General features: G+C 43.2%; 19 protein-coding genes and 1 riboswitch. Of the genes, 13 read left to right on the top strand and 6 right to left on the bottom strand.

Going from position 1 to position 22,581, the window contains the following annotated elements; all coding sequences use genetic code 11:
• Window positions 1-225: 225 nt before the first annotated feature.
• Complete coding sequence (locus OEG80_RS12235; protein ID WP_263241060.1) at window positions 226-1,074, top strand: EamA/RhaT family transporter; 849 nt, start codon at window positions 226-228, stop codon at window positions 1,072-1,074.
• A gap of 173 nt (window positions 1,075-1,247) precedes the next feature.
• Window positions 1,248-2,138: a fructose bisphosphate aldolase gene (locus OEG80_RS12230; protein ID WP_011512467.1), complete on the top strand. Its 891-nt coding sequence runs from the start codon at window positions 1,248-1,250 to the stop codon at window positions 2,136-2,138.
• 171 nt (window positions 2,139-2,309) lie between these two features.
• On the opposite strand, the gene thiC is transcribed toward OEG80_RS12230, so the two are convergent.
• The 3 genes from thiC to argH form a co-directional block, all read right to left on the bottom strand.
• Window positions 2,310-4,196 carry a phosphomethylpyrimidine synthase ThiC gene (thiC, locus tag OEG80_RS12225; protein ID WP_263241059.1) on the bottom strand — a complete coding sequence of 629 codons (1,887 nt, stop codon included), beginning with the start codon at window positions 4,194-4,196 and terminating at the stop codon, window positions 2,310-2,312.
• A gap of 240 nt (window positions 4,197-4,436) precedes the next feature.
• Window positions 4,437-4,560: riboswitch (TPP riboswitch) on the bottom strand.
• Window positions 4,561-4,639: 79 nt separating this feature from the next.
• Window positions 4,640-4,930 carry an oxidative damage protection protein gene (locus OEG80_RS12220; protein ID WP_011512469.1) on the bottom strand — a complete coding sequence of 97 codons (291 nt, stop codon included), beginning with the start codon at window positions 4,928-4,930 and terminating at the stop codon, window positions 4,640-4,642.
• A 145-nt stretch (window positions 4,931-5,075) separates the two neighbouring features.
• Window positions 5,076-6,449, bottom strand: a complete 1,374-nt coding sequence (gene argH, locus OEG80_RS12215; protein WP_041772188.1) for an argininosuccinate lyase — start codon at window positions 6,447-6,449, stop codon at window positions 5,076-5,078.
• A gap of 116 nt (window positions 6,450-6,565) precedes the next feature.
• On the opposite strand from argH, the gene OEG80_RS12210 reads away from it, so the two are divergent.
• From OEG80_RS12210 to OEG80_RS12185, 6 genes are all read left to right on the top strand, one after another.
• Window positions 6,566-7,717 (top strand): histidine kinase, encoded by a 1,152-nt coding sequence (locus OEG80_RS12210; protein WP_263241058.1) that lies wholly within the window; start codon window positions 6,566-6,568, stop codon window positions 7,715-7,717.
• Between the two features lie 195 nt (window positions 7,718-7,912).
• A complete protein-coding gene (locus OEG80_RS12205) occupies window positions 7,913-8,650 on the top strand; it encodes a LytR/AlgR family response regulator transcription factor (RefSeq protein ID WP_011512472.1) in 738 nt (245 codons plus the stop codon).
• A gap of 183 nt (window positions 8,651-8,833) precedes the next feature.
• Complete coding sequence (gene hemC, locus OEG80_RS12200) at window positions 8,834-9,871, top strand: hydroxymethylbilane synthase (RefSeq protein WP_201530569.1); 1,038 nt, start codon at window positions 8,834-8,836, stop codon at window positions 9,869-9,871.
• 112 nt (window positions 9,872-9,983) lie between these two features.
• Window positions 9,984-10,961: a uroporphyrinogen-III synthase gene (locus tag OEG80_RS12195; RefSeq protein ID WP_011512474.1), complete on the top strand. Its 978-nt coding sequence runs from the start codon at window positions 9,984-9,986 to the stop codon at window positions 10,959-10,961.
• A gap of 129 nt (window positions 10,962-11,090) precedes the next feature.
• Window positions 11,091-12,041: a hypothetical protein gene (locus tag OEG80_RS12190; RefSeq protein WP_263241054.1), complete on the top strand. Its 951-nt coding sequence runs from the start codon at window positions 11,091-11,093 to the stop codon at window positions 12,039-12,041.
• Between the two features lie 74 nt (window positions 12,042-12,115).
• Window positions 12,116-12,601 (top strand): acyl-CoA thioesterase, encoded by a 486-nt coding sequence (locus OEG80_RS12185; RefSeq protein ID WP_263241053.1) that lies wholly within the window; start codon window positions 12,116-12,118, stop codon window positions 12,599-12,601.
• Window positions 12,602-12,706: 105 nt separating this feature from the next.
• Here OEG80_RS12185 and ribBA read toward each other — a convergent pair whose 3' ends face one another.
• On the bottom strand, window positions 12,707-13,819 hold the full coding sequence (gene ribBA, locus OEG80_RS12180; protein ID WP_011512477.1) for a bifunctional 3,4-dihydroxy-2-butanone-4-phosphate synthase/GTP cyclohydrolase II: 1,113 nt from the start codon (window positions 13,817-13,819) through the stop codon (window positions 12,707-12,709).
• A gap of 312 nt (window positions 13,820-14,131) precedes the next feature.
• On the bottom strand, window positions 14,132-15,421 hold the full coding sequence (locus OEG80_RS12175; protein ID WP_263241052.1) for a replication-associated recombination protein A: 1,290 nt from the start codon (window positions 15,419-15,421) through the stop codon (window positions 14,132-14,134).
• A 329-nt stretch (window positions 15,422-15,750) separates the two neighbouring features.
• Between OEG80_RS12175 and OEG80_RS12170 the strand changes: the two genes are divergently transcribed.
• Both OEG80_RS12170 and OEG80_RS12165 read left to right on the top strand, forming a co-directional pair.
• A complete protein-coding gene (locus OEG80_RS12170; RefSeq protein ID WP_011512479.1) occupies window positions 15,751-16,248 on the top strand; it encodes a hypothetical protein in 498 nt (165 codons plus the stop codon).
• A gap of 100 nt (window positions 16,249-16,348) precedes the next feature.
• Window positions 16,349-17,314 carry a hypothetical protein gene (locus OEG80_RS12165; RefSeq protein WP_263241050.1) on the top strand — a complete coding sequence of 322 codons (966 nt, stop codon included), beginning with the start codon at window positions 16,349-16,351 and terminating at the stop codon, window positions 17,312-17,314.
• Window positions 17,315-17,393: 79 nt separating this feature from the next.
• Here the strand turns inward: OEG80_RS12165 and gltA are convergent, their stop codons facing one another.
• Window positions 17,394-18,674, bottom strand: a complete 1,281-nt coding sequence (gene gltA / locus OEG80_RS12160; RefSeq protein ID WP_011512481.1) for a citrate synthase — start codon at window positions 18,672-18,674, stop codon at window positions 17,394-17,396.
• A gap of 1,031 nt (window positions 18,675-19,705) precedes the next feature.
• Here gltA and sdhC point away from each other — a divergent pair.
• The 3 genes from sdhC to sdhA all read left to right on the top strand — a co-directional run bounded on the left by sdhC (window position 19,706) and on the right by sdhA (window position 22,525).
• The gene (gene sdhC, locus OEG80_RS12155) at window positions 19,706-20,092 is read left to right on the top strand and encodes a succinate dehydrogenase, cytochrome b556 subunit (RefSeq protein WP_011512482.1); all 387 of its coding nucleotides are present in this window, start codon (window positions 19,706-19,708) and stop codon (window positions 20,090-20,092) included.
• Between the two features lie 17 nt (window positions 20,093-20,109).
• Complete coding sequence (sdhD, locus tag OEG80_RS12150) at window positions 20,110-20,496, top strand: succinate dehydrogenase, hydrophobic membrane anchor protein (protein ID WP_041753314.1); 387 nt, start codon at window positions 20,110-20,112, stop codon at window positions 20,494-20,496.
• Between the two features lie 178 nt (window positions 20,497-20,674).
• Window positions 20,675-22,525 carry a succinate dehydrogenase flavoprotein subunit gene (gene sdhA, locus OEG80_RS12145; protein ID WP_011512484.1) on the top strand — a complete coding sequence of 617 codons (1,851 nt, stop codon included), beginning with the start codon at window positions 20,675-20,677 and terminating at the stop codon, window positions 22,523-22,525.
• The last annotated feature ends 56 nt before the right edge of the window (window positions 22,526-22,581 follow it).

The raw sequence follows: 22,581 nt of genomic DNA, 5'->3' as shown, positions 1-22,581 counted from the left end.
ATATAGGTGAATAAGTAGGCGTCTATTTTAGCAAATCTTGACCAACACACTTACAGGCTAATTGTAATTTGAACGCAGCAGACACTAATTTGCATATCTTATGACTCGTCAAAATAAATGGCTTGCTGCATAAGAAATATATTGTTACATTCTATGTTTTTTTTCTCTTTTAAAATTAATTTTGATATATACCCTCGATATGATGGATGACTAAGGTAAAGCGTTATGATGTATTTAACGATAGCAGTGCTGTGTAGCGTTGCCGTCTCTGTGTTACTTAAAATATTGCGCCAACGTGATATTGATATTCGTCAAACCATCGTTGCCGGTTATCCGGTCGCCTTTTTATTGACTTGGTTTTTATTGAAGCCAGATGTCAGTGGCATGAGTGACCTTGGTGGAGCATGGGCAATTATTATTGCCCTTGGTGTACTACTGCCTGCGGTATTTATCATTCTTGGGCGCACGATTGAAGCAGTCGGTATGGTAGCTACTGATGCCGCTCAGCGACTGTCATTGATCATTCCTATCGTCGCCGCCTTTTTATTATTTGGTGAAGTGCTCACCGGCACACGCATTTTTGGCTTATTGCTCGGATTTTTGGCGCTCGGGGCGCTGATTTATCGTCCGCAGCAGGGTGAGATTAGCAAACAAGCCAAACATACACCGCTATGGTTGTTTGGCGTCTGGGCAGGCTATGGCGTTATTGATATTCTATTTAAACAAGTTGCCAAGCAAGGTGCTGCCTTTCCACTGACATTATTTGTCAGTTTTGGGTTGGCAGGTCTGCTATTGTTGATTTATCTGCTCATCATGCGCGTACGCTGGCAGGGCAATGCACTTACAGCAGGAATGTTACTTGGTGTGCTAAATATGGGTAATATTTATGCCTATATTCGCGCCCATCAAGTATTGTCAGAATCGCCAAGTATCGTCTTTACTGGGATGAACGTTGGTGTGATTGCTATTGCTACTATTATAGGCGTTGGAGTATTTAAAGAATCACTCAACCGTATCAATATATTGGGTTTATTATTGGCGATTTGCTGTGTCGCGGTCTTGTTTTTGGGGTAGATATTTTTGGCGTAATATAGGTATGACAACAATTTTATAAATGCTTTTGCCGTTCAGTTATAGGCACATATAGCATCCTATGGTAAGGTTATCTACGAACAGTTAAACTAATATCAGCTAAAAATATCATTTGTGACACTTGACCTCAATAAATAAAATAGGATGCTCTTTCCATGGAATACCAAAAGCAATTACAACGTATCAAAAATGGTTCAGGATTTATCGCAGCCCTTGACCAAAGTGGTGGCAGCACGCCAAAAGCGTTAGAGAATTATGGGGTTATGGGCGATGCCTATGACAATGACGAAGCCATGTTTGACCAAGTGCATGAGATGCGAGCGCGTATTATGACGTGCGACTGCTTTGATAATGAGCGGGTACTTGGGGCGATTTTGTTTGAAGATACTATGGAGCGCGCGGTCAATGGCAAGCCCACTGCCAACTATTTATGGGAAGACAAGCAAATCGTCCCGTTTTTAAAGGTGGATAAGGGCTTAGCAGAGCGTATGAATGGCGTGCAAGTCATGCGCCCGATGCCAAATCTAGATCTATTATTGGACAAAGCAAAAAATTATCCAGTATTTGGTACTAAAATGCGCTCCGTGATTTATGAGCCAAGTGTTGATGGCATTGAGTTGGTTGTCCAACAGCAGTTTGACGTAGCAAAACAAATCCTATCAAAGGGTCTAATGCCGATCGTTGAGCCAGAAATTGATATCAATAGTGATAAAAAGCATGATTGTGAGCTGATTCTTAAAACCAGTATTTTGCATAATCTTGAGCGCTTAAATGATGAGCAACAAGTGATGCTCAAGCTGACCTTGCCTGAAGAAGCTGGATTTTATCAAGAACTGATTGATCATCCAAAAGTATTGAAAGTCGTGGCATTATCGGGTGGTTATAGTCGCACGGATGCCTGCGCAAAATTGAAGCAAAATCCGGGTATGATTGCTAGCTTCTCGCGTGCCTTTACTGAAGGCTTGAGCAAGCAGCAAAGCGATCAAGAATTTGCTGATACTATTAACACTTCGATTAATGAAATTTATCAGGCTTCTAAAATTTAACTTGTAAAGTCTAATTTGAAATTTTAAGTTTAAAGCATTCATCTATTAGTATAAAAAAAGCCCCTGTTATGTGCAGGGGCTTTTTTTATACTTGAACAATAGTTGTTAGCGTTGTATTTCTATACTTTTTTATATAACTGCCGAGCTTCTTTGTGAGATTTTTCTGTCAGTTTATTGGGCATTTAGTCCTTTGGCATACTCACGGACATTCTGAGTGATTTTCATTGAACAAAACTTTGGACCACACATGGAGCAAAAGTGTGCCGTCTTGTGTGCATCTTTGGGTAAGGTTTCATCATGAAATTCACGCGCAGTATCCGGATCAAGCGCCAGATTGAACTGATCGTCCCAGCGGAACTCAAAACGCGCTTTGGATAACGCGTTGTCACGTGCCTGCGCACCGGGGTGTCCTTTGGCAAGGTCAGCAGCATGAGCGGCGATTTTATAAGTGATGATGCCATCTTTGACATCTTTCTTATTCGGCAGACCCAAATGCTCTTTTGGGGTCACATAACACAGCATCGCCGTGCCAAACCAGCCAATCATCGCCGCGCCTATCGCACTAGTGATATGGTCATAACCCGGTGCGATATCGGTGGTTAAGGGTCCTAGTGTATAAAAGGGCGCATCAGCACAAACTTCAAGCTGCAAATCCATATTTTCTTTAATACGGTTCATTGCCACGTGTCCCGGACCTTCAATCATGACCTGTACGTCATGCTTCCATGCCACTTGAGTCAGCTCGCCAAGGGTACGCAGCTCACCAAACTGCGCTTCATCATTGGCATCTTGCAAGCAGCCCGGACGTAAGCCATCGCCCAAACTAAATGCCACATCATACTGTTTCATAATCTCGCAGATGTCTTCAAAATGAGTATATAAAAAGCTTTCTTTATTATGAAACATGCACCACTGTGCCATGATAGAGCCACCACGCGAGACGATACCGGTTAAGCGTCCGGCAGTTAGCGGAACGTATTCAAGCAATACGCCAGCGTGAATGGTGAAGTAATCAACGCCTTGCTCGGCTTGCTCAATCAAAGTATCACGAAATATCTCCCACGTTAAATCTTCGGCTACGCCATCGACTTTTTCTAACGCTTGATAAATCGGCACCGTACCAATCGGTACAGGTGAATTACGAATCAGCCATTCACGGGTTTCATGAATATGGTTACCAGTAGACAGATCCATGATGTTATCCGCGCCCCAACGCGTCGCCCATGTCATTTTCGAGACTTCTTCATCGATAGAAGAACCCAGCGCTGAGTTACCGATATTGGCGTTAATTTTTACCAAAAAATTACGCCCGATAATCATAGGTTCAGATTCAGGGTGGTTGATATTGTTCGGGATAATAGCGCGACCAGCAGCCACTTCACTGCGTACAAATTCTGGGGTAATAATCGCTGGCGTGTGCGCACCAAAAGTCTCGCCTTCGTGCTGGCGCATATCAGTTAGCTCATGCTGTTTTTGGGTTTCGCGGATGGCTATATATTCCATTTCTGGGGTAATAATACCGCGACGAGCATAGTGCAATTGAGTAACGTTACCTACTTTCCCATCAACAGCTTTAGCACGGCGAGGCTTGTCAATATGAGCAAAGCGTAAGTTTGCAGTACTGATATCACGTGCGCGCGCCAGACCGTATGAGCTTGATAAACCAGCTAGCTGTTCGGTATCACCGCGCTCATCTATCCAACCTTCGCGTAGTTTTGGCAGACCTTTGGTCAAGTCAATCGTGGCATTGGGGTCGGTATAGACGCCTGAGGTGTCATACACATAAAACGGTGGATTTTGCTCCCACTCGGACTCGGACACGCCTTGAATAGGAGTAGGGTCTAGGGTAATCTCGCGCATCGGCACTTGAATATCAGGGCGTGAGCCTTCGATATAGACTTTGCGAGAGGCAGGCAAAATGCGATGTAGGTCGCGTGCGTCTTCTTCAAAACGGGCGTCAGTTTCGCTGCGATGGGCGGGAGTTTTTAGTGCGTCTGCTTTGCTTGCTTTTACAGGGGTATGCGTAGTGGCTTGCGAGCCAATATCTGAAATAGTCATATGCTGTCCTAGCGTGTTGGTTTTTGAATAAAATCAACACCGCCAGTATCTGCGGGGCAAGCCTATCCCATATCGATAAATTCAATCATGAAACAATAATGCTATCAAAATAAATTTTAATAGCATTATCTATAAAGGATTGGTGGGCATCATTTTATTTATTGGCATACAGCAATATAAAGCGCTGCTAGATATGAACAATAATAAGAAGGCATTTCTGCGCGCCCTTTATACAGATATAACATAAGCTTAAGACTTCCCTGCGTCGGTACTAACCGCATCAGGTTCGGCGGGTGGTTTCTCAGCGACCATACGTCAACTGCATATTAAGCAGTCAATATATATCGCACCCCGAGTCTGTCAGTGTTGTGAATCTTGTTAATACTATCAAACTTCGACGACAAGTCCTAGTCATTTACCGATTTGTTAGTACCGTTTCAATATTAACTTTCTGGTGTCCATCCCTGAGCACGCTCATAATCTTCATTATCTAAAAATTTATCACGCTGCTCAGTCAAAAATTGCTTCGCTTTTGGATCCAGCATACTAAGATGGTTTTCGTTAATCAGCATGGTTTGCTGCTCAAGCCACTCTTTCCAAGCCTTTTCAGACACGGTTTCTTGCAGTTCTTGACCTTTTTTATTCGGAAAAGGCGGATGCGGCATTTTTGGTAACTCTTGCTGATATTTGCGGCAAAAAACGGTATTGGCTTGTGGGTTAAAGGTTTCGGTCATGAATGACTCCTGTTTATAATGGTTTTTTTAATAAGGTTAATAACAAATGATATTACCTAATACTGTACCTGATTATGCTCAAAAAAACACCCGCAACGAAGGCGGGCATTTTTAATAATAAAGCGCTAATACTATTAAACAGATACTAAGCGAATAATTCCAATCGGGTACGACCACGGCTAACGGCTTTTTTGACTTGATTCGGCGCAGTACCGCCCAAATGGTCACGTGCGGCAAGTGAACCTTCTAAGGTTAAATACTCAAACACGTCTTCACCAATCGCATCGCTAAACTGCTGGAGTTGCGCAAGAGATAAGTCGCTTAAATCAACGCCCTCAGCAATGCCCAAAGCGACGGCATTACCGACCACTTCATGAGCATCACGGAACGCCACGCCACGGCGCACCAGATAATCCGCTAAATCAGTAGCAGTTGCATAACCTTTCATCGTGGCGGCGCGCATATTTTCTTTATTCGGCGTGATATTTGGTAGCATATCAGCAAATGCTAGTAATGAACCGGTCAAGGTATCAACACAATCAAATAGCGGTTCTTTGTCTTCTTGATTGTCTTTATTATAAGCAAGCGGCTGGCTTTTCATTAGGCTAAGTAGCGTCATTAATTGACCAAATACGCGTGCGGCTTTACCACGAACCAACTCTGGCACGTCAGGGTTTTTCTTTTGCGGCATGATTGATGAGCCAGTACAAAAGCGATCAGGAATCTGCACAAAGTTAAATTGTGCTGACATCCAAAGAATAATCTCTTCGCTCATGCGTGACATATGCATCATTAAAATAGATGCTGCCGAAGTAAATTCGATGGCAAAATCACGATCTGATACCGCATCAAGCGAGTTTTGGCAAATACCTTCGAAACCTAATAGCTCAGCGGTAATGGTACGGTCAATTGGAAAAGTCGTACCAGCAAGTGCCGCGCTACCAAGCGGCATTTGGTTAATGCGGCGACGGGCATCGACTAGGCGCTCTGTATCACGGTATAGCATCTCAAACCATGCCATGACATGATGACCAAAGCTGACCGGCTGCGCGGTTTGCAAATGAGTGAAGCCCGGCATGATGGTATCAGTATGCTGTTCAGCCAAATCTAGCAAGCCACTTTGCAACCGCACCAATAGCGCAATGATATTATCAGTCTCTTCGCGTAACCAAAGACGAATATCAGTCGCCACTTGGTCATTACGGCTACGACCGGTATGCAGCTTTTTGCCCACCGCGCCGACGATATCGGTCAGGCGCGATTCGACGTTCATATGCACGTCCTCTAACGCAATCGACCAATTAAACTCACCGGCTTCGATTTCGCGTAGTACTTGATGCAAACCATCAATGATCGTTGCAACGTCATCAGCTTCCAAGATACCGCACTCTCTGAGCATGGTCGCATGGGCAATTGAGCCTTGAATATCGTGGCGGGCAAAGCGCTGGTCAAAACCAACCGATGCGGTAAAGGCTGCCACAAAGCTGTCGGTCGCTTCACTAAAGCGTCCGCCCCACATCTGCTGACCCTGACTACTAGTAGTAGGGCTGTTCTGTGCGGCAGCGTTTGTTATAGAAGCATCTGTGCTAAACTCAGAAGCAGATGAATTTTTATTTGAATCGGGATTACTAAGGTTTGAAGAATTGGCGTTCATATCAGTCTAAGACAAGTCAAGAGAATAAGAACTCAAGTATAGCAAATGATGAGGTTGCCTTACTAGCGGAGCGCTTAGAGTTTTTTATACCCAAGCTCATGGAAATCATGAAACCTTGGCAATGGCTGCTGGTAATCTTTTTTTGGTCGCTTTTTTTAGCGATTGTCGATCGTCATAGCGTTGTCAATGAAACACAATTTGCCATAAAAATGACGGCAAGATTTATCCAAACTGCCTTAACACTGCTGCCTTCCTTTTATCTCATTGACTATCTACGCCCTGTTTTTAAACGTATGCGTACATTGAAGGTGAGCTTATATGTTCTGTTCATCATTACTATCAGTGCCATTATCACGTTGATACTGGTTCTGTTATTGATGATCAATACAGGCGCCTTTACCTTTACTCTCACTGCTTTTATCTCAACCGTTATCTTTAACACTTTAATTATTGCAGGATTTACCATTACAGGATTGCTGATCTTTTTACGTCGTTATCGTGAGATGACGGCGCTGAAGCAATCTTTTGAAAAAAAGCTTGCCGCACAAAATGATGTATTAAAAGCGCGTCTGGCACCGCATTTCTTTTTTAATACCATTAATACCTTAATGTCACTGATTGAGACCAATCCTTCTCGCGCTGCCGATTTATTACAACACGTTTCAGTATTATTTCGTGCCAGCTTTAATGGTGCGCGCGAGATCAGTTTTGCAGAAGAGGTGGCACTTTGTGAGCATTATTTGGCCATTGAGACGATTCGATTGGCAGACAAGTTGGTAGTCAGTTGGCAGCTGCCTGATGAAAATATCATGTATGACATGGTCATCACCGCTTTGAGTTTACAGAGCGTGATTGAAAAAATGCTGCTGAATGTGGTTGAGAGGAGCACTGAAACTGTATATATCGATATTCATGTCACGTGGCTACAGCACCGTGTGGCAATCACCATTAACGTACAATTACCTAAAAATAGTTTAATGATCCATCATGATTTGCGCCAACATATGGATTTTCATATTCAAGCGCAGCGCTTACAAGCGTATTTTGGTCAGAGTGCAGATATCCAAAGTAGGGTGACAAGCAAACAGATTATGACCACTATCGATTATCCGCTACAGGACGTTAGCTTATAGATTTTTTAACCGTGGCATATTTATTGCAGCATTTATTATATCGCACGAATAGTATGGACGGATAATAAGTCTGATTAAGGTAAATCTATTATCAAAAACCATTATTTCCCTATACTAGATGATAGGTTATAAGTGCTAATATATTATTGATATTTTTAAATATATGTTCAAAGTATGCCCTTGAAAGGAGCTTGCATGCGGATCGTAGTTTGTGATGATGAACCATTAGCTCGTGAACGTTTGGTTAGGATTGTTAAAGAGTCAGGTCATGAGGTGGTTGCCCAAGCAAAGACGGGTATCGAAGCCATTAGTGCCGTAAAATCTCAGCAGCCAGACATCATATTGCTAGATATTCGTATGCCTGAGATGGATGGCGTACAGTGTGCGCAAGAGCTTGCTAAGCTGCAACATCCGCCCGCAATCATCTTTGTGACGGCCTATGATCATTATGCCATTGCCGCTTTGAAAGCCAATGCCATTGGTTACTTGCTAAAGCCTGCCAATAAAGATGAGTTGCTCGAAGCCCTAGAAAAAGCCACCAATCTCAATGCGGCGCAGCTCAATGAGATTCGTAAACTTGAAAGTCCAACGTCTCGTCCAGTGCGCGAACATATTGCAGCGCGTACCCATCGCGGTGTTGAGCTGATAAAACTCAAAGATATCTACTATTTTACGGCAGATCAGAAGTACGTCAAAGTACGGCACAAGGATGGCATCGTGCTCATTGATGACACCTTAAAAGAGCTTGAGCAAGAGTTTGAAGACAAGCTGTTCCGGGTACATCGTAACGCTATCATCAATATCAAATATTTAGATTTTTTAGAGACTTTAGATGCCGGCCAATATCAGTTACATTTTAAAGGAATTGATGAGACTTTGGCAGTGAGCCGCCGCCATTTACCAGGGCTGCGCGAAAAGATTCAAAACATCTAAGCATGCCTCACTTTGTCTCCTAAAATAATCACGCCATATCATCAAACCCTTATTTATGCTTAAATAGGGGTATTTTTTTTGCATTATTATCGTTATAAACCATTTTTATGCCCCATCTTGGGCGAAAAACTCACATTATCGTCGAGCAATGACCGTTTAGTATTAAAATTATTGAGGCCTTTTATGAGCACCATGCAGCAACCTGCTTTGACTACCTTAAATATCGCTACGCGCCAGAGCCCACTGGCATTATGGCAAGCTGAGCATATTCGTGATCGATTACTAGCTTTGTATCCTGAGATGACAATTAATCTGCTAAAAATTGTCACTAAAGGTGACAAAATTTTGGATACGCCACTGGCTAAAATTGGCGGCAAAGGTTTATTTGTTAAAGAGCTTGAGCAAGCACTGTATGACAAGCAAGCAGATATCGCAGTGCACTCACTCAAAGACGTGCCCATGGATTTACCAGAAGGGTTGACGCTAGGCGTTTATTGCAAACGTGCTTCACCAACCGACGCTTTTGTATCGAATACTTATCATAGTATCGATGAGTTGCCACAAGGGGCGGTAGTCGGTACTGCAAGTTTGCGTCGTCAGTGTCAAATCAAAGCTTATCGTCCCGATTTGCAAATTAAAACCCTCCGCGGCAATGTCGGCACGCGACTAAGCAAGTTAGATGCGGGCGAGTATGATGCGATTATTTTGGCGACTAGTGGTCTACAGCGCATTGAGCTTGATGCACGTATTCGTAGTGAGTTGGATATCAATATTTGCTTGCCAGCAGTTGGGCAAGGCGCGTTAGCAATTGAATGTCGTGAAGATGATGCCGACGTATTAAAATTATTGGCACCACTCAATGACGACAAAGCCCGTATCCGCTTAATCGCTGAGCGCGCATTAAATCGTCATCTGCAGGGCGGTTGCCAAGTACCTATCGCCGCTTATGCTGTATTACAAAAGGCAGATGCATTGGCTGCTGATAATGATAGCAATGATAATGACAATGGTAACAACGATGCTGGCGATACCTTATGGCTGCGCGGTCGCGTTGGTCAAGAAGATGGTAGCGAGCTGCTTAAGGTGGACAAGCGCCAGACGTTAACAGGCAGTCAAGCTGAGCAAGAAGCCCAAGCAAACCAGTTGGGTATCGAAGTTGCTGAGATGTTATTGCAAGCTGGTGCTGGTGAGATTCTATCAGCGATCTATCATCCTGAGTAATAGCTAGTCTGTATAACACTGGATCATCATTATCAACTCAGTCATAGAGTTATCATGGTTTAGATGACTCTATGATGGTGCTAACTCTATTTGCTTTTTTCACGGTATATTTATGTCTTGGTCATCATCTAAGTCCACGGATTCAAATCAACCAATTAATACGCCATTATTGCTGCCGCAACTTGTCATCAATACGCGCCCAGTCGAGCGTGCCGCCCCACTGACGCGACATTTACAAGCGGCAGGTATGTCGGTTGTTGATATGCCGATGTTGACACTGCAACCGCGTTTGACCACTGATAGTGATATGATACTGATGCGCCAGTGGCTAGCAGGCGAGTATCAAGCATTGGTCATCGTTAGCCCGACAGCGGCAGCCTCAGGTTTGGCTATTTGGCAGTTGCTTGAGCGTGAGCACCAAGCTAATGGCGCGACTGATAAAGCAGTAGAGGCTATAGAAGGTAGCTCTAATATTTCAGTAGCGCCAAGCCATCTGATTGCTGTTGGTGAAGCGACTGCTGCTGTGTTAAATGAGGCAAAGTTATCAAACGCCAGTTATCAAGTACTGCAGCCTGTTATTGCTAATAATGAAGGTATGCTGGCGATGCCTGAGATTGATAGCCTGCAGGCGGGGGATAAGCTACTCGTGTGGCGAGGTCTTGGTGGACGACGATTATTGGTTGATACTTTGCAAGCGCGCGGTGTGCATATCGATAGCATTGCTTGGTACGAGCGCAAAATGCCTATTGATGCCATGATGCAGTATCAGCAATGGCTACAAGATTTCAATAATCGAAATGCGACCGTTGGCATAACCGCGTCACAGCAAGGAAAACCCATTGTCATTGTAAGTAGTGGTACCGCATTTGAGCATTGGGAAAGTATCGTTCAGGCTGCCAAAACATTCGATGTAGCAGCAGAACACCAAGTAATGTCAGTCAATGCGCCACTTAAACTATCAGACTTTTCTTATGTGGTATTGGGTGAGCGCTTAGCCAATATGGTTGCTGAGCAAAATTTAAGTTATTGGCGCGTAGAGGATTTGGCACCAGAAACCATTCTCACTGCTATTAAGACAACCAGTTTATAATATTTAACATATAGTAAATTTGAGATAAAAAAGAGACGTTTAGCGTAACGTGCTACTACTCTAAAATTATTTAAACTACTTGCTCAACTGTTTACGCTTAACCTTATCAATCATGAACGGTGTGGCCTTATGCCAATGAATTCTGAATCGTTATCGAAAGATCCTTCTGCTCTTCAGCAGCGCCGGCAAGCAAATATGTTCTTGTTACGCTTGCAATGGGTGGTTATTTTATTGTTGATAGGCGTCTTACTGTGGCTATATATCAGTCAGCAGCGTTTTCAGCATACGGTCAATGAGCGCTTGCAAAGTAATGAGCAAGTTGTCAGCCGTTTAAATGAGATGGACGATCGCTTATTTGCGATGAGTCAACAAACGCTGCCAGCGACTAGTGCAGCAGTCAATAGCCAAGCTCAAAACCAGCTGGATTTATTACGTATCCAGATACAAGCTGCTGATAGGTTGCTGGCAGACAGTAATGGCAGTGCGGCGATTGATTTATTGCAAGGTCTACATTGGCAGCTTTCACAAAAAAGTAATGAGATTGCGCCCGCGCTAACGGTTGTTATTAAACAAAGCTTGGTTAAAGATATTGAGCGCTTGCAGGCGAGAAGTGCTCAACCAAGCTCTTGGCAGCTGCAAAACCTTGCGATTCAAAATATCCAAGATTTTTTATATCGCCATGAGCGTGCTGCTAATACTGAGCTCAACACTGCACTACAGAAAAACACAGCGACGAGCCAATTTACTGACAATAGCCGTTTAACGCGTCGGCAGCTGACGATTCATGAAGCCATCATGACCTTAAATCTAGCCAGTCAGGCCAGCAATATGCATGATCGTGATCAGTTAGTCATGTATTTAAATCAAGCACGTAAGCAGCTGCAAACGCTGATGCCTAAACAAGCAGAATCACAGGCTTCTATCGATAACAAGCAAGAGTCAGACAAAAATGACTTGCCGACCAAATCCTCTCCTAAAAATATGACAGAAGTGATAGAAGGTTTGGATAGACTGATTGCGAATGCACCAAAAACATCGCCATTATTAACCTCACAGATTTTAAATAAGCCGCAACGTTAATGCACTACGGATTTATACGATTGTTTTAAAGTGTTATTGTTTTAAAGTATTATAAAAATAAGAGACAGGCAGTTATGGAACTTTTCAATCAAACATCTATCATTGATAATTTGGACAATCATTGTCCTGAAGAGCTAGCGCATTATCCTATTATCCATCAGCAGCCGATTCATTGGGGTGAAATGGATGCCTTTAATCATCTAAATAATGTGGTGTACTATCGCTACGCTGAGTCAGCCCGTATTGGCTATTTGCAGGCGCTGGGCATGTTTGATGGCAATATGGTTACGGTATTGGCACAATCAAGCTGCCAGTATTTGCGCCCAGTGATTTTTCCTGATATCTTGTTATTAGGCGTTCGTTGCCAGCGTTTGGGTACCACCAGCATAGTAATCGAGTACAGCTATTATAGTACGGCACAAGCTGCCATCGTTGCGACCGCTGAGGCAGTGATAGTGCGCTTAGAGAGCAATGGTCAAGATAAAAAGCCATGGACGAATGAGGAGCGTGAACGACTACTAGCTCTAGAAGCAACATTCGGTCATATCCCACAACTCTAAGTATGATGCTTTGTGATTAAGCTTTGAGAAAATAAGAAAAAAGGCGCATCAATCTAAGCTGATGCGCCTTTTTTATTGATAATAAGTTTCTATTAATTAAGCCTATTAATCTTGCTTTGGTGCATGGACAAAATCAACCACGTTCAAATCAAAACCTGATAAGGCATAAAACTTCATCGGTGAGGACAAGAGGCGCATATCACGTACCCCTAAATGACGCAAAATCTGTGCGCCAACACCAATACTGCGATATGGTTGCTGTGTGATGGTAGATAGAGCTTCATTCAATGCCGCCTTATCCAAAGCATCGCCCAAGTCAGTCGGCTCATGATTGCCAATCCAAACCAAGACACCACGCTCTGATGCACTGATCTCTTCTAATGCTGAGCGTACGCTCCAGCCGCTACGACCAGTGGTATCATTTTTGGCAGCAAACAAGTCACGTAATGGATGGAAACCATGGACGCGAACGGTGCTAATACCTTGGCTCACGTCGCCTTTAACCAAAGCTAAATGGGTTTCAGTCGCACCGAACTCACGGAAACGATGTAAGGTAAAAGTGCCATACTCGGTCTCAAACGGATGCGAGGCAATCTCTTCGACGGTTTGCTCATTAGCAATACGGTAGTTAATCAAATCAGCAATCGTACCAATTTTTAAATCATGTTCCTTTGCAAATACTTCAAGATCATCACGGCGTGCCATGGTGCCATCCGCATTGATAATCTCTACAATCACCGCTGCTGGCTCAAGTCCGGCAAGACGTGCCAAATCACAACCTGCTTCGGTATGTCCGGCACGATGTAAGACGCCACCATTCTGTGCCATGATTGGGAAAATATGCCCAGGCTGAACGATGTCTTCTGGTTTTGCAGAAGAGGAGACCGCTGCTTGAATGGTACGCGCGCGGTCAGCGGCTGAAATACCCGTAGTCACGCCTTCAGCCGCTTCAATAGAAACGGTAAAATTGGTACTAAATTTTGCTTCATTACGGTCAGACATGAGTGGCAGTGCCAACTGCTGGCAACGTGCTTGTGACAAGGTCAAACAGACCAAGCCACGTGCATGAGTAATCATAAAGTTGATATCTTCAGGGCGCACGTGGGTCGCTGCCATGATAATATCGCCTTCGTTTTCGCGGTCTTCATCATCCATCAAGATGACCATTTTACCTGCACGAATGTCTTCGATAATCTCAGGAATCGTATTTAAACTCATAGTAGATCTCAATATTTTATTGTATAAATAGGTGTCAATATGGGATATAAAGTGTTATCTGCCTATTGTAGCAGTAGATGCGACAAAGCGCTGTTGCGGCTAAGCAAAACGCGCTGGATCAAATAGATCAACTGTAGACGTTATCTAATCATTGCTTATACATCATTATGAGGACATTTTAACGCTTTTCATCCCACTGTGCTGCCTCATCTCGAAACTATATAGGCCAGTCTGTCTAAAACCGTGATTAGTATCACTAATGGTAACGACAATTGATAGATCAGTGCATATAATCAGTCATATTTTGAGTGATTAGTCATTACTGGCCGCTTGGTCTTTCAGCCAATCGATAAACTGCTTGCTATGCTGCTCACGCTGATTGTCTGCAAATTCATAAAAGCGCGTACCGATTAAATTGTCTGGTAAATAACTTTGCGCATAATAATGATTGGGATAATTGTGGGGATAGACATAATCTTGTCCATAGCCTTGATTGCGCATTAATTTGGTCACGCCATTACGTAGGTGTAGCGGCACAGGTGAGGCGTCTTTTTCTGCCAAGCTCATCGCAGCATTGATAGCGTTGTAAGTACTATTACTCTTGGCACTGGTTGCCAGATAGACCACCACTTGCCCCAAGATAATACGTGATTCTGGCATGCCGATGGATTGCACGCTGCGCAATGCCGCATCAGCAAGGAGTAGGGCATTAGGGTTGGCATTACCGATATCTTCACTGGCTAAAATGACCAAACGCCGCGCGATGAAGTCGGCAGGCTCACCGCCCACTAGCATCCGTGCCATCCAATATAGTGCCGCGTCAGGATCTGAGCCGCGCACTGACTTTATCATCGCTGAGACCATATCATAGTGCTGCTCACCATCTTTATCATAGCGTACGAGTGCAGTCTGGGCGACACGAGCGACTAAGGTATCGTCGATAATGATCGGTGTTTGCTTGGTATCAGCCGTTTGAATCGCCAGCTCTAATAAATTAAGGGCTTTTCGTGCATCACCATGTGCCAACTGGCTAATCGTATCTTGCGCCTGCAAATCGACCGATAGGTTTTTCAGTATATTATCTTCTAAAAGCGCCCGCTGTAATACCGCACTGATTTGCTCAGGCGTCAATGGCTCTAGGCGATACACTTGGCAACGTGATAACAGCGCATTATTGACACTAAAGGAAGGATTTTCAGTGGTCGCGCCAATCAAGGTAATATCACCAGACTCTACAGCGCCCAGTAATACATCTTGCTGAGCTTTATTAAACCGATGAATCTCATCAATAAAGACCACTGGCGACTCAAAACTCAATGAATCCTTAGTATCTAATACCTCGCGTAACTGCTTAACCCCAGTATTCAAAGCAGATAGTGCATGGAAAGGTCGTTCAACGGCATCCGCCAAAAGCATAGCGATAGTTGTTTTGCCAATACCTGCTTCCCCATGCAAAATAATAGACGGTAGGTGTCCTTGCTCTACCAAGCGCCTTAGCGGAGCACCTACTGCTAACAAGTGCTCTTGACCAATAATGGCATCAAGCGTGGTCGGGCGCATACGCTGGGCGAGGGGTGTATCAGCATGAAAATTAGGTGGCATAAAATTCTCTATATCTTCTGTTATTCAAGGCTTTTTGTTATAAGATTAAACAGTTATCCATAGTATTCAAAGTCAAATTATTGTTTTCCATATTTGTCTTTATAATGCTGTCCTTATTGCGATTAAGCAATAAGTCATAAATAAGGTAATAATTCATGATGTTTTTAACATTATTATAAAAGCTAGGCTAACGCAGATTCACGTTAATAAAAGTCAGCTAAATGTACAGCTTATGTCTTTAACGCTTTACTTATATCTATATTATCCCTATTAAGGTGTTAACTAAATTTACGAAAATGATAGATCACAGATAAAGGATTATAGTAGTCATGTTGCAGTCGATTTTTAAGCGTCTATTAAATCGTAGTTCAGCATCTGCTAACTTAGTAACTGCTAAACAACAAGCGCGGTCTCTCACTGAAGGTGAAATTAATCTTGCACGTTCGGTTTTTGGTGACAGCCTCAGACTTGATGACGTTCAGCTGAAAACAGCATGGTGGGTACTCAAACATTACGCTGTGAGTCCTAATGGTCATATTTATTTTCATGCATCAGATTGGATAGATGATTTTAGCCAAGCGCCATTGGGCAAACAAGGTTGGCTGATACATGAGTTGACACATGTGTGGCAGCTGCAACAAGGCTTGAAGGTGGTACGCGGTGCTATTATCGATCGTCGCTATAATTATGTACTAGAGATGGGTAAGCCTTTTCTTAAATATGGTATCGAGCAGCAGGCACGCATGGTACAAGACTATTTTGTCCGTCGTCAGCGCGGACAATACTGTCAAGATCTTGCAGGCTGCATTCCATTTTTAGTGGTTTAATTGCGACTAATCTTGAGCCTAGTAGACCATGCCGCGACTGATTCTTAACCTCTATATAGCTATGTGATATTTTTGTTTTTAACACAGGAAATAAATTCAGATGTTTAAATTTTGGGTAGTAGAACATGATAATGGTGTTTATGGTAACCTTACCAATAAAGGTATTGAGTGTCCACAGCACTCAAATGCCTTACTGGCGGCGGCATTGACTGGTGTCTTATTGTTAAGCGGATGTCAGCAGCAAGCAGCAGAAGAAAATGTAGCGGATAAGCCCCAAACCAGTGAGCAAACAAGTGAAGAAGACAGCCAACCGATGGCGCAAAGTGATTCTGCTGCAGCACGTATTGAGCAGTTCCAACCTTTATATGTTACCCAGTTTCAGGCATTGCAGGGGCGTCTGCAAGCAGAGTACGAGTCGCTACAAGCTGCTGATATTGCAGACAGTGAAAATGCTTTATTAGTCGATGAGCCTACTGTTGCAACTGGCAATAATCAGCCAGCTAACAACAGCGATCAAGGAGCTATAGCTGCTACGCCACAACTAACACAAGATCCGGTAGCAGCTGCAAAGGATGCAGCAAATGGCAACTCTGTGACAGATACTGAAATAAACGATGAAATTAACACCAGTACCGAAGTTGGTGAGCGCGATTTAACGGTGTTAAAGCGTATTAGCTTAGAGCCACGTAAGCCTGTGATATTAACTGAAAAGCAGATTATAGAACGCTATGAGCAAGCAATGGAAGCGCTTTATCAGCCAGTGACCACGCCACTGAATGCGCAGGATACGGATACTTTGATTAATATCGCAACCTTAGTACCACAGCTTTTTGAAGATGCAGAAATTGCTGGCAGAGTCAGTGCTAAAAGCCCTGCATTGGCACGTTTAATTATTCAGCATCAAGTTTGGGAGCAGATAGAAGCCCAGCAAGTACTAGATATGCAAAAAATGAAACAAACCCAACAACAAGAATTTGAGATGCTGATGGCGAAATTCAATGAAACGATTGAAGGTTATGATGAACAAATCGCTAAATATGAGCAAACGTTAAAAGAGTTTAAGTAATCCGTTAAATTTAGCCATAAAAAAATCTCGCACATGGCGAGATTTTTTATGACTGTTTACTTTTACACATGCTTAATTACTATTTACGATCTTCAACTTTAACAAAATCGCGCTGCGTTTCACCAGTGTATAACTGACGTGGGCGACCGATTTTGAAAGGTGCGCTGTGCATCTCTAACCAATGGCTGATCCAACCAGAAGTACGAGCTAGTGAAAAGATAACGGTAAACATTGACGTTGGGATACCGATGGCTTTAAGGATAATACCAGAGTAAAAATCAACGTTTGGATACAAGTTACGCTCAACGAAGAACGGGTCTTCTAAAGCGATTTTCTCAAGTGCCATAGCAAGCTCAAGCTTAGGATCATTGATACCCAATGCGCCTAGTACTTCGTCACAAGTTTCTTTCATCACTTGTGCGCGTGGGTCAAAGTTTTTGTAAACACGGTGACCAAAGCCCATCAGTTTCACTTCACGGCTTTTCACTTTTTCCATAAATTCTGGAACGTTTTCTACTGAACCGATTTCATCTAGCATCTCAAGTACGGCTTCATTAGCGCCACCATGTGATGGTCCCCAAAGGGCGGCGATACCAGCAGCGATACAAGCGTAAGGATTGGCGCCAGTAGAACCTGCTAGACGTACAGTAGACGTTGATGCGTTTTGTTCGTGATCAGCATGCAAGGTAAAGATTTTGTCCATAGCACGCGTGATAACGTCGTTGGTTTTATAATCAACATCAGCAGGGGTTGCAAACATCATGTATAAGAAGTTTTCCGCATAATTGAAATCATTACGTGGATACATGAACGGTTCGCCTTGTGAGTATTTATAACTCATTGCCGCAAGTGTCGGCATTTTAGCGATGAGACGAATCGCGGTAATTTCACGATGTTCTTCATTGCTGATGTCTAAATCTTCATGATAAAACGCAGATAAGGCACCAACGACACCAACCATAATTGCCATTGGATGGGCGTCACGACGGAAGCCTTCAAAGAACTTACGCAATTGATCATGAACACCAGTATGCTTACGAATTTTTTCAAAGAAATCGGCTTTTTGCTCAGCGTTAGGCAGATCACCATGAATCAGTGCATAAGCCACTTCTAGATATTCTGCATTGTTTGCTAACTGGTCAATAGGATAGCCGCGATGCAATAGCTCGCCTTTACCACCATCAATGAAGGTAATTTTCGATTCGACAGGAGCAGTTGCCATAAAGCCTGGATCATAGGTCCAATAGCCAGCTTGTTGGAAAGCAGCAACTTCGATAACTGACGGCCCTAAAGTACCTTCAGTAATAGGAAGTTGGTAGTCCTTACCATCTACGGTCAATGTGGCTTGATTATCAGCCATAATTTAATCTCCATTGTTTTAACTTGTTAGAACAAAAATAATAGTGACGCACACCCTCGCATCATAAATAGTCAAATGGCCAAAATGAATGTGACCTATTTAATATGCAGGCTATATTAGCAGTTATTACTTAAGTTTTGAAAAGACTTTTACTTGCTAGACCACCAATAGACGTGAGCTAGTAGTGCTTATCGGTTGTAAACTTTGTATCAAAATATGTCTAGTAGGTAATTTGACTGTAAACCCTCTTATTTATCATAGCGTAATGATTATTATTAACCTAGATATAAAGAGACACTTTTAACCAAGTACCCTGTTGAGATATCTTCTAATATTTACTATAAAACAGACAGAGCATCATTAGCTGATACATTCGTTTGGCTTTATAGGTCACTAAGCCTGAGTAATACTAATGAATTCATATTGCAAATAGCCAGTTTTTTGTTAATAAATCTCTAATAACCACTATTTAGGGGATAAATTTGTAATTAGGGCTCAGTCATTTTATAATTAGAGGGATTTAACTGGCACTAGCTTTGCGCAAATTGAGGACTTGTCCTAATAAAGTAGGTAAGGGGCTTTGCTCCACTCATACTTTGTTACGATTGAATAATCACTTTGTAGACCAAGACCGAGCTTATCGCTTGAATATTCTTGTTAACTGTTCTATTTTTAAATAGCCTACAGTGAAGTTTACCTTAACAAAAAAGGATAACGTAGAGATGACTCCATGGCGTTGTCTTTTTTTTGTTAATGGGAACCAGTAAAAATAGAATAGTTAATCGATTTATCCCGTGCTTCGTTTTGTGGTCTGTTAATATGTAGAAAGCTTATTATTGAAAGGGTTTATTGAGCGATAGTTGAATGCCCATAATGACCCTGTCAATCTCCGTATGCTTTCAGATTTAGCGCAAATTAAATGACGTCAGCTAGCTCTTCCTTCCTTACTTTATTCGTCTTGTGTGGTGCTCAGTGTATTTGGCAGACGATTGCTAAATCATAAGTAACTACCAGACATAACCGCAAAAAGGATGCCCGCTGTGAAAAGCAACCGACCTATTGATCTGCCCCTCAGCCAAGTGATTAGTGTTAATCGATCACCGATTGCGATTGCTTCAATCTTGCATCGTATCTCTGGCATCATTTTATTTTTACTTATTCCAGTCATGCTGTGGTTATTGCAGAATTCTTTGGCATCGCCTGAGAGTTTTGAAACCGTTTTTGACAATGTTTTAGTGCGCTTTTTGGCATGGATTTTCGTCGCCGCCATCGCTTATCACTTTGTGATGGGTATGAAGCATTTATTTGCTGATATGGGCATGAATGAAGAGCTGAAATCTGGCCGTGCCGCCTCTATGATCAGCTTTGTAATTGCAGCGATATTAATAGTCGCGTCATTTGTATGGGTGATGTTCTAATGAAAAACGATTCAGGAATAAAAAGCGCAACCAGTCTAACCGGCTCAGGCTCCCGTGATTGGATTGTCCAACGTATCAGTGCGGTGGTCTTAGCAGTTTATAGTGTGGTGCTATTGGGCTTCTTTTTAACCCATGGCGATGTGAGCTACACGGAATGGTCTAATTTTATGACCAGCTTACCGATGCGTCTATTTAGCTTAGTAGCAGTTCTAGCCCTTGCGGGTCATGCATGGATTGGCATGTGGACCGTATTCACAGACTATATCACTACCGGTAAATTGGGCGCGAGCGCAGCTGGCCTACGCTTGGTCTTACAGACATTAATGATTATTGCCGTTTTTGTATTTTTATTCTGGGGCATCATGATTTTTTGGGGTAACGGCTTCGGTGTCGCTGCTGTTTAACGCTCAGATAGATATGCACATTTTAGTAAGTGGTTGAAGGCGGCTTAGATACCCAGTTATATACAATTACATCATCCATATCCGTGCTTTGAGTCGATGATTCAGCTCGGAATGTATGACTGGTTAAGCAGTCCTTGTATTTACTTCGCAAGTATTAACAGGCATTAGGAAAACCGTAATGGCAACTAGACAAGACAATACCATTAGCAATATCAAAACCCTAAACTATGACGCGGTCATCGTTGGTGGTGGTGGTTCAGGTATGCGTGCATCATTGCACTTAGCTGAAGCCGGCATGAAGGTTGCAGTCTTAACCAAAGTATTCCCAACCCGCTCGCACACTGTTGCAGCTCAGGGCGGTATCGGTGCAAGTCTCGGTAACATGAGCAACGATAACTGGCATTTCCACTTTTATGATACCGTTAAAGGGTCAGACTGGTTGGGTGACCAAGACGCGATTGAGTACATGTGCCGTGAAGCGCCAAAAGTAGTATACGAGCTTGAGCACATGGGCATGCCGTTTGACCGTAATGAAGATGGCACAATTTATCAGCGCCCATTCGGTGGTCATACCTCAAACTATGGCGAAAAAGCCGTACAACGTGCGTGTGCTGCTGCTGACCGTACCGGTCACGCGCTACTGCATACTCTATATCAAAAAAACCTGCAGCAAGGTACTGAATTCTTTATTGAGTGGATTGCCCTTGATTTGATCAAAGATGAAGCCGGCAACATCAATGGCGTCATCGCTATTGAGCAAGAAACTGGTACTGTTGCGGTATTCCAGTCACCAATCACTGTGTTAGCGACAGGCGGCGCAGGTCGTATCTTTGCTGCCTCTACCAACGCTTATATTAATACTGGTGACGGTATTGGCATGGCGGTTCGTGCTGGTATTCCACTACAAGACATGGAATTTTGGCAGTTCCACCCAACCGGCGTTCATGGTGCCGGCGTACTATTGACCGAAGGTTGCCGCGGTGAAGGCGCTATCTTACGTAATAAAGATGGCGAAGCCTTTATGGAGCGTTATGCTCCAACCGTAAAAGACTTGGCACCACGTGATTTAGTATCACGCTCTATGGACCAAGAAATCAAAGAAGGCCGTGGTTGTGGTCCAAATGCTGACCATATCGTGATGGATATGACCCATTTAGGTGTTGAAACCATCATGAAGCGTCTGCCATCAGTATTCGAGATTGGTAAGAACTTTGCCAACGTCGATATCACGAAAGAGCCAATTCCTGTTATTCCAACCATTCATTATATGATGGGCGGTATTCCAACCACGATTCATGGTCAAGTGATTGTACCGGATCTAGAAGCAGGTACGGATGAAGATGGTCTATATGCAAAAGGCAACGTGGTTAAAGGTCTATATGCAATTGGCGAATGTGCGTGCGTCAGTGTTCACGGTGCCAACCGTTTAGGTACCAACTCATTGCTTGATTTATTGGTATTTGGTCGCGCTGCAGGTAAGCACATCGTCGATGAATTCCATCATGCGGATCATAACTATAAGCCACTTGATCCTCGCGTCCTTGATTACACAGTCGGTCGTTTAGACAAGCTGCAACAGTCAACTTCAGGCTACAATGCGCAAGACGTTGCCGATGAAATTCGTGCAACCATGCAAACGCATGCCAGTGTATTCCGTACACAAGCGATGATGGATGAAGGCGTTGCAAAAATTCTAGCGCTAGGCGAGAAGATTGATCAGATTCATTTGGCTGATAAATCACAAGTCTTTAACACTGCTCGTATTGAAGCCTTTGAAGTGGGCAATCTTTACGAAGTAGCAAAAGCGACGATGATATCGGCGGCCCAGCGTCATGAAAGCCGCGGCGCGCACAGTGTCTCTGACTATGATCGTCCTGAAGATGATGAATATGCACCAAACGGTCGTAACGATAATGATTGGATGAAGCATACCTTATGGTATTCTGAAGGCAATAAGATTATCTATAAGCCGGTTCGTAAAATTCCATTAACGGTTGATTATATCGAGCCAAAGGTTCGTGTCTACTAAGTCAGACGCCTTGCGCCTGATGTGTATAGACAGCATAAACGTTTTATCCTTTATTC

The organism is Psychrobacter sp. SC65A.3 (assembly GCF_025642195.1).
In the GTDB taxonomy this organism is placed as follows: Bacteria; Pseudomonadota; Gammaproteobacteria; order Pseudomonadales; family Moraxellaceae; genus Psychrobacter; species Psychrobacter cryohalolentis.
The sequence above is the reverse complement of the archived record's forward strand: the minus strand, read 5'-3'. Positions and strand labels throughout refer to the sequence as shown.

Excerpts from the sequence above, each read along its gene's own strand:
- OEG80_RS12165 (WP_263241050.1), top strand. The coding sequence starts at position 16,349 with ATGTTTAAATTTTGGGTAGTAGAACATGATAATGGTGTTTATGGTAAC.
- OEG80_RS12190 (WP_263241054.1), top strand. The coding sequence starts at position 11,091 with ATGCCAATGAATTCTGAATCGTTATCGAAAGATCCTTCTGCTCTTCAG.
- OEG80_RS12175 (WP_263241052.1), bottom strand. The coding sequence starts at position 15,421 with ATGCCACCTAATTTTCATGCTGATACACCCCTCGCCCAGCGTATGCGC.
- OEG80_RS12185 (WP_263241053.1), top strand. The coding sequence starts at position 12,116 with ATGGAACTTTTCAATCAAACATCTATCATTGATAATTTGGACAATCAT.
- gltA (WP_011512481.1), bottom strand. The coding sequence starts at position 18,674 with ATGGCTGATAATCAAGCCACATTGACCGTAGATGGTAAGGACTACCAA.
- sdhC (WP_011512482.1), top strand. The coding sequence starts at position 19,706 with ATGCCCGCTGTGAAAAGCAACCGACCTATTGATCTGCCCCTCAGCCAA.
- sdhA (WP_011512484.1), top strand. The coding sequence starts at position 20,675 with ATGGCAACTAGACAAGACAATACCATTAGCAATATCAAAACCCTAAAC.
- OEG80_RS12230 (WP_011512467.1), top strand. The coding sequence starts at position 1,248 with ATGGAATACCAAAAGCAATTACAACGTATCAAAAATGGTTCAGGATTT.
- thiC (WP_263241059.1), bottom strand. The coding sequence starts at position 4,196 with ATGACTATTTCAGATATTGGCTCGCAAGCCACTACGCATACCCCTGTA.
- argH (WP_041772188.1), bottom strand. The coding sequence starts at position 6,449 with ATGTGGGGCGGACGCTTTAGTGAAGCGACCGACAGCTTTGTGGCAGCC.
- ribBA (WP_011512477.1), bottom strand. The coding sequence starts at position 13,819 with ATGAGTTTAAATACGATTCCTGAGATTATCGAAGACATTCGTGCAGGT.
- OEG80_RS12220 (WP_011512469.1), bottom strand. The coding sequence starts at position 4,930 with ATGACCGAAACCTTTAACCCACAAGCCAATACCGTTTTTTGCCGCAAA.
- hemC (WP_201530569.1), top strand. The coding sequence starts at position 8,834 with ATGAGCACCATGCAGCAACCTGCTTTGACTACCTTAAATATCGCTACG.
- OEG80_RS12205 (WP_011512472.1), top strand. The coding sequence starts at position 7,913 with ATGCGGATCGTAGTTTGTGATGATGAACCATTAGCTCGTGAACGTTTG.
- OEG80_RS12195 (WP_011512474.1), top strand. The coding sequence starts at position 9,984 with ATGTCTTGGTCATCATCTAAGTCCACGGATTCAAATCAACCAATTAAT.
- OEG80_RS12235 (WP_263241060.1), top strand. The coding sequence starts at position 226 with ATGATGTATTTAACGATAGCAGTGCTGTGTAGCGTTGCCGTCTCTGTG.
- OEG80_RS12170 (WP_011512479.1), top strand. The coding sequence starts at position 15,751 with ATGTTGCAGTCGATTTTTAAGCGTCTATTAAATCGTAGTTCAGCATCT.